Origin of the sequence: Rhodococcus sp. EPR-157 (assembly GCF_001647195.1) — a bacterium.
Classification (GTDB): Bacteria; Actinomycetota; Actinomycetes; order Mycobacteriales; family Mycobacteriaceae; genus Rhodococcoides.
The window spans coordinates 1-12,262 of the sequence record NZ_LVCV01000142.1 but is presented as its reverse complement, the minus strand read 5'-3'; the positions used below and the strand labels follow the sequence as shown (position 1 = coordinate 12,262).

At 64.2% G+C, this 12,262-nt stretch carries 11 protein-coding genes; 3 read left to right on the top strand and 8 right to left on the bottom strand.

The window, feature by feature from the left end; genetic code table 11:
• The 6 genes from cydC to A2J03_RS05675 all read right to left on the bottom strand — a co-directional run.
• On the bottom strand, window positions 1–1,325 hold a 1,325-nt coding region (cydC, locus tag A2J03_RS05700), incomplete at its 3' end, for a thiol reductant ABC exporter subunit CydC (protein WP_068370607.1).
• Entirely contained in the window at window positions 1,315–2,985 is a 1,671-nt protein-coding gene (gene cydD, locus A2J03_RS05695) for a thiol reductant ABC exporter subunit CydD (RefSeq protein WP_068370606.1), read from the bottom strand. The genes cydD and cydC, both read right to left, overlap by 11 nt.
• A complete protein-coding gene (gene cydB, locus A2J03_RS05690) occupies window positions 2,982–4,025 on the bottom strand; it encodes a cytochrome d ubiquinol oxidase subunit II (protein ID WP_068370605.1) in 1,044 nt (347 codons plus the stop codon). The genes cydD and cydB overlap by 4 nt, the downstream gene beginning before the upstream one ends.
• 11 nt (window positions 4,026–4,036) lie before the next feature.
• Entirely contained in the window at window positions 4,037–5,491 is a 1,455-nt protein-coding gene (locus A2J03_RS05685; protein WP_068370603.1) for a cytochrome ubiquinol oxidase subunit I, read from the bottom strand.
• Between the two features lie 103 nt (window positions 5,492–5,594).
• Window positions 5,595–6,473 carry an aminodeoxychorismate lyase gene (locus tag A2J03_RS05680; protein ID WP_068370601.1) on the bottom strand — a complete coding sequence of 293 codons (879 nt, stop codon included), beginning with the start codon at window positions 6,471–6,473 and terminating at the stop codon, window positions 5,595–5,597.
• 23 nt (window positions 6,474–6,496) lie between these two features.
• Window positions 6,497–7,795 (bottom strand): dicarboxylate/amino acid:cation symporter, encoded by a 1,299-nt coding sequence (locus A2J03_RS05675; protein ID WP_068370611.1) that lies wholly within the window; start codon window positions 7,793–7,795, stop codon window positions 6,497–6,499.
• 120 nt (window positions 7,796–7,915) lie between these two features.
• Between A2J03_RS05675 and ygfZ the strand changes: the two genes are divergently transcribed.
• From ygfZ to A2J03_RS29760, 3 genes are all read left to right on the top strand, one after another.
• Window positions 7,916–9,037 carry a CAF17-like 4Fe-4S cluster assembly/insertion protein YgfZ gene (ygfZ, locus tag A2J03_RS05670; protein ID WP_068370610.1) on the top strand — a complete coding sequence of 374 codons (1,122 nt, stop codon included), beginning with the start codon at window positions 7,916–7,918 and terminating at the stop codon, window positions 9,035–9,037.
• A complete protein-coding gene (locus tag A2J03_RS05665) occupies window positions 9,034–9,666 on the top strand; it encodes an MOSC domain-containing protein (RefSeq protein WP_068370599.1) in 633 nt (210 codons plus the stop codon). The genes ygfZ and A2J03_RS05665 overlap by 4 nt, the downstream gene beginning before the upstream one ends.
• A gap of 197 nt (window positions 9,667–9,863) precedes the next feature.
• A complete protein-coding gene (locus A2J03_RS29760; protein ID WP_072806788.1) occupies window positions 9,864–10,079 on the top strand; it encodes a DUF3073 domain-containing protein in 216 nt (71 codons plus the stop codon).
• A gap of 64 nt (window positions 10,080–10,143) precedes the next feature.
• On the opposite strand, the gene purM is transcribed toward A2J03_RS29760, so the two are convergent.
• Window positions 10,144–11,244 carry a phosphoribosylformylglycinamidine cyclo-ligase gene (gene purM / locus A2J03_RS05660; RefSeq protein WP_068370595.1) on the bottom strand — a complete coding sequence of 367 codons (1,101 nt, stop codon included), beginning with the start codon at window positions 11,242–11,244 and terminating at the stop codon, window positions 10,144–10,146.
• Between the two features lie 205 nt (window positions 11,245–11,449).
• On the bottom strand, window positions 11,450–12,262 hold an 813-nt coding region (locus A2J03_RS05655), incomplete at its 5' end, for an amidophosphoribosyltransferase (protein ID WP_269455174.1).

The following is a 12,262-nucleotide window of genomic DNA, read 5'->3' as shown; positions in this document are numbered from 1 at the left end:
GTCGTGTCGACACCCTCGGGCAGCTCCGCAACCCACTCCCCCAGCCCCACCGTCGCGAGCGCATCACGGGCTTCGTCGACAGAGGCGTCACCGCGAGCGACCCGCAGATTCTCCAGGATCGAAGTATCGAAGAGATGCGCATCCTCGGCGAAGAACAGTGCGCCGTCGACATGCTGCGCCGACGGAATCAGGCCGGCGAGGCCCATCAGTAGGGTCGTCTTTCCCACCCCACTCGGCCCGACGATGGCTATCCGGCTCCCCGCTGGGATATCCAACGGCTCCGCCACAACCTCACGGGCCGGCTCCGCCGTAGTGGCACGGTTGAGTTCACCCTGATGCGCTTTTCCGTGCCACTGGGCCGCATCGAGCAACCCCACGATCCGCGACGCCGCCACCCGAGCCCTCGTCAGCGCCACGGCTGCGGCAGGCAACACCGACGTCGCCTCGAACGCAGCCAGCGGGACGAGCACGATGATGGCCAGGGCCATCGGCGTCATCCCACCTTCGGTACCCCCGGTCGGGCCGTACAACGAGATCCCGACGAGCAACGATCCGAGCACCGACGCCCCGATCGACAACGGGAGCGCGGCGTCGGCGAAAGCCCCGGGCAGTGCAGCACGATCCCTCGACGTCACCGACGAACGGTTGGCCGCGGCGGCCTCCCCGAGCGTGTCGTCGAGTCGGCCCGCGACCCGAAGTTCCGCCCCGTGATCGAGTGCACGAACCGCCGCTTCGGTGAACTCGGCACGGGCCGCTGCGCCCTCGGTCTCGGCGATGCGCGCAGCCCGCCCCGCGAGAACAGGGGCAAGTACACCAGCCAGCAGCAAAGCCAGGAACAGAATCAGCGCAGCCGCGGGCGATACGAATGCCACCAACGCCACCGCAGCGACCATCATGATCACCGACACACAGATCGGCACGATCGCGCGCACCACCACGTCACCCAGCGCATCGACGTCGGCGCCCGCTCTGGCCATCAGATCACCGCGGCGCAGGGTCAGTGTTGCGGCCGGGGGTCCGTCGGCGAGGCGTTCGTACAGGCGAGTGCGTGCGGACGTCATTCCGCGCAATGCAGTGTCGTGCGTTGCGAGCCGTTCCAGATAACGGAAGACTCCGCGAGAAATTCCGAGAGCGCGCACTGCCACGACCGCAACCGTGAGGTCGAGGACCGGCGGCATCTGCCACGCTCGCGTGATCAACCACGCCGATACCGCAGCCAGCGTCAGCGCGCTACCGAGTGTGGCGACGCCGGCGAGGGTCGCAACGGCAACTCGGCCAGGTCGAAGCTCGAACAATCCGAGCGCACGCCGAAGATCAGTGAACATGACGCGCGCTCACTTCCACGATCGTGTCGGCGGATGCCAGCACCGCAGGTCGATGTCCCACCATGATCACCGTTCGACCTGGCGAGGCGAGTGCCCGGATCGCGCCGAGCACACGCGCTTCGGCAGCGTCGTCGAGATGGGCGGTCGGCTCGTCGAGCAGCACCACGGGCGCGGACGAGCTCAGTACACGCACCAACGCGAGACGCTGGAGCTGACCCAGGGACAGTCCTACTCCTCCGGATCCGACCGTCGTCTGCCAGCCGAGAGGAAGCTCGTCCAGTACCTCGTCGAATCCCGTTGCTGTGCAAATTTTTTCGAGAACTCGGGCGTCGGGCCGAGTTCCGGTGAGTACGAGGTTGTCATCGAGGGTCCCCGGCAACAGCAAAGGACGCTGCGGCAACCAGGCGACCTGGGACCACCACGAAACAAGGTCCACATCTGCCAGGTCGGTGCCGCCGATCGTGACAGTCCCCTCGCTCGCGGCCGTCAGACCCAGCAGCACGTTCAACGCCGTCGTCTTTCCTGCGCCGTTCGGCCCCGCCAGCACGGTCACGGCACCGGGAGCGAACACCGCGTCGAGACGATACGGAGCACTTCCGCTACGCGCGTCTGCCGAGATGGATCTCAGCGTGATCGTTGCTCCCCGTGCGTCGACGATGCCCGTTCCATCCGGTACGTACCGCGGACGATCCAGGATCCCGAATGCCTGGTCGGCCGCCGCGACACCATCCTCGGCGGCATGGAACTGCGCGCCGACGCGTCGAAGTGGGACATACACCTCCGGCGCCAGGACTAGCGCGATGATCCCCGCTTCGAGCGCCATGTCGCCGAACACCAGCCGCAAACCAATACTCACCGCGACGAGTGCAACACACAGTGTCGCAAGTAGTTCCAGGACCATCGAGGACAAGAATGCGATCTTCAACGCCCTCACCGTCGCGCGCCGATGTGCATCTCCGAGCGCCCGTACGCGAGCCGCCGGTCCCCGCTCACGCCCGAGAGCGCGAAGCGTCGGCAATCCGGCCAACAAATCCAACAGCTGCGCCGACAACCTCGTCATCGACTCCAGTGTTTTCTCGGCTCGTCCTCTGGTCAACAAGCCGATCAGGATCATGAAGATCGGAATCAGAGGCAACGTGAAAAAGATGATCAGCGCCGACGTCAGATCCTGCGTCACGATCACCACGAGCGTCAGAGGTGTGAGCGTTGCGGCCAGGACCAGCGAGGGAACATACCCGGTCAGATACGGCGCCAGGCCTGCGAGCGCCCGAGTGACGACGGTGGCAATGGACTCCCGCTCGGCATCGAGGTCCCGCGGATCCATGTTCGACGCCACCGCGAGGACCTCGTTCTCGAGTTCCTCGACGACCCTGGACGCAGCGCGGTGGCCGTATCTCGATTGTGCCCACGCCGCGACGGTACGAACGGCGATGGCCCCGAACAGTATCCACAGTTGCATCGACCAGTCCGAGACCGAACGCGCGTCCGAGGTAATGACGCCCGCCAGCACTGTGCCGAGTGTCACCGCGGTGACGATGATCGCTGCGGTATCGATCAGTGCAAGAACAACAATCAGTACCAGGTAGCGGCGAGCCGACCGCGAGTAGCGCCACAGCCGCGGGTCGACCGGTCCGCGTGACGTTCGCTCGGTGGTGGTCACTTGGGGCGGCCGAGCGACAATCCGATCGAATCCGGAATATGCGTGGTCGAGATGCGCTTGCGGAACACCCAGTACGTCCACGCCTGGTAGCCGATGACGACCGGTGCCATGAACGCGGCGGCCCACGTCATCACCTTCAGTGTGTACGGACTCGACGACGCGTTCTCGATGGTGAGGCTGTAGGCGGCGTCGGTCGTGGAGGGCATGACATCGGGAAACAGCGAGCCGAACAACAGTACGACGACGGAGACGATCGCAATCGACGTGAACAAGAATGCCCACCCCTCACGGACGCGCGCGGTGAGAGCAACGACGGCGACAAGCGACACTGCAGCGAGCGCGACCATGATCCACGTCCACGACGTGCCGTAGGCGAGCTGCGTCCACACTGCGAATGCGCCACCTACCAAGACCGCTGGAATCGAAAGCCGCACAGCCATTTTCACGGCATCTTCGTGGACGTCGCCGGAGGTCTTGAGTGCAATGAACACTGCTCCGTGCAGCGCGAACACCAGCGCCAACGTCACACCACCGAGCAGCGCGTACGGTCCGAGCAGGTCGAAGAAGCCCGCTGTGACCTTCTTGTTCTCGTCGATCGCCACCCCACTGACGATATTGGCGAATGCAACACCCCACAACACCGCCGGGACCCAGGATCCGATCCCGATGCCGATGTCGCAGCGTCGACGCCAGACCGGGTCGTCGATCTTTCCGCGGTATTCGATGGCGCAGATACGCAGAATCAGTGCCACGAGGATGAGCAGCAGCGGAATGTAGAAGCCCGAGAAAAGCGTGGCATACCACTCGGGAAACGCGGCGAACAGCGCTCCACCTGCGGTGATGAGCCACACCTCGTTCCCGTCCCACACCGGGCCGATGGTGTTCAGCACCGCGCGACGACGCTTTTCACCCATCTCCGGGTCAGCGTGACGACCGAACACCGGCATCAGCATCCCGACGCCGAAATCGAATCCTTCGAGTACGAAGTATCCGGTGAACAGAACCGCTATCGCGACGAACCAGAATTCTTGAAGTCCCATGGTCTTCTTCCTCAGTACGCGAACGAAAGTTGCGTGGTCTCATCGTCGTCCGACTCATCCGCCGTGTGCGGGTGCGCGTCGTGCTCGAGCGGCCCCTCGATCACGTATCGGCGGAGGAGGAAGAACCAGACGCCGCCGAGGGCCGCGTAGATCAGGGTGAACGTGACGAGCGAGGCGACTACCAACGTCACGGGATGATCGGATACCCCTTGGTCGACGGTGAGTCTGATCTGGTCGATTCCGTTGAGATTGGGTGCCACGACCCATGGTTGGCGGCCCATCTCGGTGAAGATCCAGCCTGCACTGTTGGCCAGGAAGGGCGTCGGGATGGCTGCGAGGCTGAGCCACGAGAACCATCGTTGGTCGGGGATTCTGCCACCCCTCGTCACCCACAGCCCCGCGAGGGCCAGCAGCGCCGATCCGGCTGCGAGGCCGATCATCATGCGGAACGCCCAGTAGGTGACGAACAGGTTCGGCTTGTAGTTGCCTGGTCCGAATTGCTGCTCGTACTGCTCCTGCAGCTGATTGACGCCCTGCACTGTCGCGTCGAAGTCGTTCTCGGCGAGGAACGAGGTCAGGCCCGGAATCGAGATCAAGTGGCTCACGGACTCGCAGTTGTTGTGCGTGCCGACCGTCAGCAGCGAGAACGCTGCCCCGGTTTCGGTGTCGCACAGCGATTCTGCCGATGCCATCTTCATCGGTTGCTGCTCGAACATCAGCTTGCCCTGGATGTCACCGGTGATCGCGAGCGCTGCGCCGGCAACGATCATCACCACGAACGACATCCGTGCAGCCGGTCGGAACATACTGCGCGAGTCCGTCTGCTTCCCCCGGCGTGACTCCCGCACCATCCACCAACCCGAGATTCCGGCGACGAACGTGGCCGCCGTCAGGAATGCGCCCGCGACGGCGTGCGGGAATGCCGCCAGCGCAGTGCTGTTGGTCATCAACTCCCAGATGCTCGTCAGTTCCGCGCGGCCGGTCTCGGGGTTGTACCGTGCGCCGACGGGATGCTGCATCCAGGAATTGGCGGCAATGATGAAGTACGCGGAGGCATTGACGCCGATCGCCACGAGCCAGATCGTCGCCAGGTGAACAAGTTTCGGAAGCCGATTCCACCCGAAGATCCACAGCCCGAGGAACGTCGACTCGAGGAAGAATGCGACGAGCCCCTCCAGCGCGAGCGGTGCGCCGAAGACGTCCCCCACGAACCGGGAGTATTCACTCCAGTTCATTCCGAACTGGAATTCCTGAACGATTCCGGTGGCCACACCGAGAGCGAAGTTGATCAGGAAGAGCTTGCCGAAGAATTTGGTGAGCCGGTACCAGGAGTCCTTCTTGGTGATGACCCACATCGTCTGCATGGCCGCGATGATCGGAGCGAGCCCGATCGTCAGCGGAACGAGGATGAAGTGATAGACGGTGGTGATGCCGAACTGCCACCTCGAGACGTCCAAGGCGTCCATGGCTACTCCGAACTCTCGGCCCCGCGGGAAGGTAACGATAAGTTACCGCTGCACAAGGGCTTGCCGCAGCGAGTTCGAGAGTACTACTACGTGTAGTAGTAGTTCAACCGGTGCTCGCCTCGTCGCCGATCGTCTCGACCGCCACATCGACCATCGAGCGGACCTCGTCGGCGATGGCAGGCGAGCCGAGCACAACGCCGTTCAGCGAGACCACCCGAGCTGCAAGCGTGATACTCGAGATCAGCCAAACACCATCTGCCGCAATGAGATCTGCCGGGAACACATCGGAGCGCTCGCAGGTGTATCCCTTGTCGGCAGCAACGCGGAACAAGGCGTCCACCGTCGTACCTGGGAGAATGCCATGATCGGCGGGAGGTGTGATGAGAGTCTTACCCCGGGCGATCACCACCGTCGACCGCGGCCCTTCCAGGACTCGCCCCTCACTGCTGGTGAAGATCACGTCGTCGGCGCCTTGACGCGCCGCGTGGCGCAGTGCCGCCATGTTCGTTGCGTACGACAAGGTCTTCGCGCCGAGCAGCTGCCAGGGCGCCTTGGCTGCGAAGTCCACCGAATACCCGCGCTCGAGGGTGATCGCCGCCACGCCCTCGGTCCGTGCCTTGGCTACGCGCTCGTGCAGCGGACCCACCGTCGCGTAGCCGGTAGGTTCGCCGCCGCTTTCACGCCCGCGACTCAGTACCAGACGCAGGACCCCCTCGTCCTCGGACGTCCGCGTCCATTCGTCGACGGCGAGTCCGATCACCAGACGCCACTCGTCCGGATCGGGCGCCGGAAGGTCCAGGGCCCGCGCCGACGCTTGCAGTCGTTCCAGATGCAGTTCGACGGTGCACGGCGCACCACCGCGTACCAGAATCGTCTCGAAGATTCCGTCGCCGCGCACCGCCGCCAGATCGTCTGCATACAGAAGCGGCGTGTCTGCGTCGTGAACCTGCCCGTCGAGGGTGACTACTACGCGTTCGGACATGCCGCCACACTAGAGCAGCGACTTCAGTCGGCCCGATCCGCTTGGGCCATGACGTCGCGGTACTCGTCGAGATCGATCTCCTCGGCGACGACCGTCTTCGTGCCGTTGTACACGTCGCGGTCGATCTCGTCGTCGGCATTGGCCACCAGCATCGCGACGAACGTGTCGCCGTTGACGTTGAGGAAGGTACGGAAGATCCCCGCGAACCAGTCGACAGCGATCAGCAGGCCAACCGCCTCGAACGGCAGATCCAACGACGTCGCGAGGAACATCGCGACGACCGGGAACCCACCGGGCACCGTGATGGTGCCCATGTTCAGCAGGATCGCCAGACCCATCCCAAGGGCGATCTGACCGAAACTCAAACTGATGTCGCCGGCCTGCGCGAGGAACATGACCACGATCATGTAGTTGAGGACCGCTCCGTACGAGCCCATCGTCAACCCGATCGAGAGCGTGAAGTTCGCGACCTTCTGACTGACGCCGACCTTCTCCACGGTGTTCTTGAGAACCGTCGGGAACGTCACTGCCGAACTCGTGGTGGTCACTGCGATCGCTGTCTGTTCGGTGAGCTTGCCCGGCAGCTTCCTCGGGTCCAACCGGGTTCGAATCGTCACCACGACCACGAACAGAACGAACAGGATGAGGACGCCGAGGAGAGTGGTCCCCAGGTAGCTCAGTGCAGTCGAGACGACGGAGATACCGACATCACCGGCGAGAGCGGCGAGCAGACAGAACACGCCGACCGGCGCGATGAGCATCACCAGACGGATCATCGTCAGCACGATCTGCTGGATCTGATCGATGAACGTGAGCACCCCGGTGTCGCCGGTCTTGTTGATATGGCTTCGCAGTGCAATCCCGAAGAGCAGCGAGAAGACGATGATGGGCACCATCGTCGCTGTCGACATCGCGCTGAAGATGTTGGTCGAGACGAAGTTCAGCAGCGTGTCCTGCCAGCCCAACGCCTCACTGGCCGATTCCTCGAGACTGGGGTCGAGGGACTGACTGAAGACCATGCCGGCGCCGGGCTGGATGAGGGTGCTGAGCAACCACGCCAGGACGGCAGCCACGACGGAGAAGCCGAGCATCCACTTGAAGGTGCGCAACGCGATCTTGCCGGTGCCCGTGCCGGACATGGATCCGGTTGCCACGATCACCGACGCCATCACCAGCGGAACGATCGACATCTGGATCAACCGGATGAACAGATCGCCGATGAATTTCAGGTTGGCGGCCCAGTCGCCGACCACAAGACCGAATACGATTCCTCCGACTGCAGCGAGACCGATCTGCGCTGCCGGGTGACCCATGATTTTCACGTTCACGAAACTAGATCCGACGAATCGCGAGACGGTATCGGACGTATTGCGCACACGTAAATCGTCGATCAGGTGCCGCCGGCGACCGGGGGTATCCAACGGTGCTCCTACTATGGAGTCGTGTCCGATTCCGCCGTGATCAGTCCGAGCCCGCTTCTCACTCTCCCCGGCGCTGTGCCGTCACCGGAAGACACGGCCGACAGCGCTGTCGCCTGGCATTACGGCAACCCGTTCGGTGAGCAGCGCGACGCGACGTCGTCAGCGGCGATCATCGACCGCTCGAACCGTTTCGTCATCGCGATCAGCGGCGAGGAACGACTCACGTGGCTCAACACCATCTCCAGTCAGCTCGTCTCCGACCTTCCCGACGGACGATCCGCCGAGAACCTGTCGTTGGACGTCAATGGACGCGTCGAGCATCACTTCGTCCAGACCGACCTGGACGGTGTGACGTGGATCGACACCGAAGCCACGTCGGGCCCCGATCTTCTGTCGTTTCTGAAGAAGATGGTGTTCTGGTCCAAGGCCGAACCTCGGGAGGGCAGCGAACTCGCCGTCGTGAGCCTGCTGGGAGCCGAGTCGGCCCGGATCCTCGGATCGGTCGGTGTCACCGTGCCGGCCGAGGTGTACGACGCCATCGCTCTCGAGGGCGGCGGTTTCGTCCGACGAATGCCATGGCCGGGCCCGACTGCTTTCGACCTGCTGGTCCCCCGCGCCGCGCTGACCGAGTGGTTCACCCGGCTGCGCGACGCCGGCGCCACACCTGCCGGAACGTGGACGTACGACTCTCTCCGCGTCGAATCCATCCGACCCCGCGTCGGCGTCGACACCGACGAGAAGACCATCCCGCACGAGGTCCGGTGGATCGGCGGCGTCACCGAACTCGGAGCGGTACACCTCGAGAAGGGGTGCTACCGCGGCCAGGAGACGGTGTCGCGGGTGCACAACCTCGGTCGGCCGCCTCGGCACCTCGTTCTGCTGCACCTCGATGGTTCCGCAGACGGCAGGCCGGTCACCGGTGACCCGGTGACCGCGGCAGGACGTACGGTCGGTCGACTCGGCACCGTCATCGATCATTTCGAGCTTGGGCCTGTTGCTCTTGCCCTGATCAAACGCACCGTCCCGACCGACACCGAACTCGTCGCCGGGCCGTGCGCCGCATCGATCGACCCGGACTCGGTTCCGAGCTACGACGACGTCCAGGCGGGTCGGGCTGCCGTCGACCGGTTGCGCGGCCGGTGACGGGACGGGTCGAGGCCGTGTGCGTCGTGCACGCCGATGTTCCGCTGGGCCGACGTGGGGTCGTGAACAGTGCCATCGACAAGAGGCCGGTGGACGGTCCCGTCGACGTCCACGAGCTCGGTCTTGCCGGCGATCACAGCAGCGATACCAAGTTCCACGGTGGCGTCGACCAGGCCGTGTACGCCTACGACGAAGCCGAGGCCCAGCGGTGGGCATCGGAACTGGGCCGCGACATTCGATCAGGCTGGTTCGGTGAGAATCTCAGGACCTCCGGCGTACCGGTGACCGACGCCGTCGTCGGCTCGCGCTGGCACGTCGGCGACGTGGTGCTGGAAGTGACCGTCGCGCGGACGCCGTGCGGGACGTTCGCTCGCTGGGTCGGCGAATCCGGTTGGGTCAAACGGTTCACGGAGCAGGGGGATGTCGGCGCCTACTTGCGGGTGGTGGAGCCGGGCACCGTCGAACGCGGGGCACCGATCGTCCTCGGCCATGTTCCGACGCACGGAGTCACCGTCAGGGACCTCTTCCGGGGCACCAACAAGTCGGGGTTGACGCGGCTTCTCGAAGACCCGAAACTACCGGTGAAAGTTGCACGGGACGCGAAGGCTGCGCTGAGAAAACCTGCATGAGTCGAAATCGTTACCTTAGCAATGGGTATTTGCGCTGGTAAAGGGTACTGAGAGCAACCGAACAGCGACGGACACGGACTCCGTATGAGCATCTGAGCGATTCGCGCGCTAGAGTGTGTGCCAGGAAGAAATACCAAATCTAACGGGGCGCCCAAATTTCCCCAGGCCGCCCCGCAAGTCCGCGAGGGGGCAACGCCATGGGCCGAGGCAGGGCTAAGGCAAAGCAGACAAAGGTCGCTCGTGAGCTCAAGTACAGCTCGCCGACAACGGACTTGGAGAGTCTGCAAAGAGAGCTCTCCGGTGGTTCGTCCAACTCCCACCGTGGCGGTATCACCTCGGGCGGCATCTCTTCTTCTGACGCGGACGGCTATTCCCGCGTCGAAGAAGATGAATACGAGGACTGGCGACGCTGACAAGCGATAGACACGAATGAGGGGGAGCCGCACAGCGGCTCCCCCTCATTCGTGTCTGTTCTACTCAGAATCGGGGGTGGTTACCCACGAGCAGCGCACGTTCTGTGGTGGCAGTCTTGTCCGTCGACTTCTTCACCGTTCCAAGGGTCCAGCAATCGATGTGTCGCGCCGTCAGCACAGCGAGAGCGCGATCTACATCCTCGGGAGCGACGATGGCGACCATTCCGACGCCCATGTTGAACGTCTGCTCCATCTCGGCGCGCTCGACGCGTCCGCGCTGCGCGATGAGCGAGAACACCGGTGCCGGACTCCACGTGGTGCGGTCCAGTTCGGCGACCAGACCCGCAGGCATGACCCGTCCGAGGTTGTTCGCAAGTCCACCGCCGGTGACGTGACAGAACGTCCGCACGTCGGTTTCCGCGGCGAGCGCAAGGCAGTCCTTGGCGTAGATCTTCGTCGGCTCCAGCAGTTCCTCGCCCAGAGTGCGACCGAACTCTTCGACGTGACTTCCCAGGTCCATGTGGTTGATTTCGAGCAGGACCTTGCGGGCAAGCGAGTAACCATTGGAGTGCAGGCCCGAGGAGCCCATGGCGATGACGACGTCGCCCGGGCGCACACGATCGGGTCCGAGCACTGCGTCCGCCTCCACGACACCGACTCCGGTGGCCGAGAGGTCGTAGTCACCGTCTGCCATCAGGCCGGGATGCTCAGCGGTCTCGCCACCCAGCAATGCACATCCGGCGATGATGCAACCCTCGGCGATGCCTTTGACGAGCTCGGCAACCATCTCCGGGACGACCCGTCCGACAGCGATGTAGTCCTGCAGGAACAGTGGCTCCGCGCCGCAGACGACAAGGTCGTCGACGACCATCGCGACGAGGTCGAGGCCGAGGGTGTCGTGCTTACCGAGGGCCTGCGCGACGGCAACCTTGGTGCCGACGCCGTCCGTCGATGCGGCCAGGATCGGCTCGCGGTAGTCGCCCTTGAGCGCGAACAGTCCGGCGAAGCCGCCGAGTCCGCCCATGACCTCGGGGCGGGATGCCTTCTTCGCGAGCGGCGCGAACAGCTCGACCGCCCGATCACCTGCGGCGATGTCGACACCTGCCGCGGCGTAGGAAGCACCGCCCGAGGAGGCTGCGCGGGGTGGTCGGGTTTCCTCGGTCATGCGGCTCCAGCCCTTGTACTCGTTTTCGTGTTGCGCGTTGTCTGCACGCAATTGCGCTCTAACGGTACCGGAGCCGGGATGCGGCGCGGCGACTCCGTCGCCAGTGGCACGACTGAGTGCGCCAGGACACACTTAACCGCGCCACTGGCGCGGAGCGCCACGGACGGCCGCGGACCGCCGGAATCGCCGCTTCGGCACAGTCGCCCTACGGCCGGCTGAGTGCACTCACGTTGGCGTTGGTGGACTCGGAGGGCTGACCGGCTGCGGTGGCGAGCATGCCTTCGAGCACGTGCTTGCCCAGCGCATTGTCCGCGGGCAGTTCGATGGGGTACTTGCCGGTGAAGCAGGCTGTGCACAGCCGAGATTCAGGCTGCTCCGATGCCGCGATCATGCCCTCGGTCGAGATGTACCCGAGCGAATCGGCACCGATCGCTTGCCGCACCCCTTCGAGGATGCCGTCCTCGGAGTCGACGCCGTTGGCGATCAACTCTGCGGGAGAAGCGAAGTCGATGCCGTAGAAGCACGGCCACCGTACTGGCGGAGACGCGATGCGGACGTGTATCTCCAACGCACCGGCTTCACGCAACATGCGGATGAGCGCGCGCTGAGTATTTCCGCGGACGATCGAATCATCCACGACCACGAGCCTTTTGCCGCGAATGACCTCTTTGAGAGGATTGAGCTTGAGTCTGATGCCGAGCTGACGAATGGTCTGCGACGGCTGGATGAAGGTACGTCCGACGTAAGCGTTCTTCATCAAACCCTGGCCGTAGGGAATTCCCGAGCCCTGTGCGAAGCCCACGGCCGCGGGAGTACCGGACTCCGGCACAGGAATGACGAGATCTCCCTCGGCGGGGTGCTCCTTGGCGAGCCTCCGACCGATCTCGACCCGAGTGGAGTGCACCGACCGTCCGGCGATGACACTGTCCGGACGTGCGAGGTAGACGTACTCGAACACACACCCCTTCGGCTCCGGCGCGGAAAATCGCGAGGAGCGGACACCGTCGGCGTCGATCGC

What these genes read in the sequence shown, in the direction of transcription:
- A2J03_RS05685 (WP_068370603.1), bottom strand. Translation starts at nt 5,491, where the DNA reads ATGGACGCCTTGGACGTCTCGAGGTGGCAGTTCGGCATCACCACCGTC.
- cydB (WP_068370605.1), bottom strand. Translation starts at nt 4,025, where the DNA reads ATGGGACTTCAAGAATTCTGGTTCGTCGCGATAGCGGTTCTGTTCACC.
- purM (WP_068370595.1), bottom strand. Translation starts at nt 11,244, where the DNA reads ATGACCGAGGAAACCCGACCACCCCGCGCAGCCTCCTCGGGCGGTGCT.
- A2J03_RS29760 (WP_072806788.1), top strand. Translation starts at nt 9,864, where the DNA reads ATGGGCCGAGGCAGGGCTAAGGCAAAGCAGACAAAGGTCGCTCGTGAG.
- A2J03_RS05680 (WP_068370601.1), bottom strand. Translation starts at nt 6,473, where the DNA reads ATGTCCGAACGCGTAGTAGTCACCCTCGACGGGCAGGTTCACGACGCA.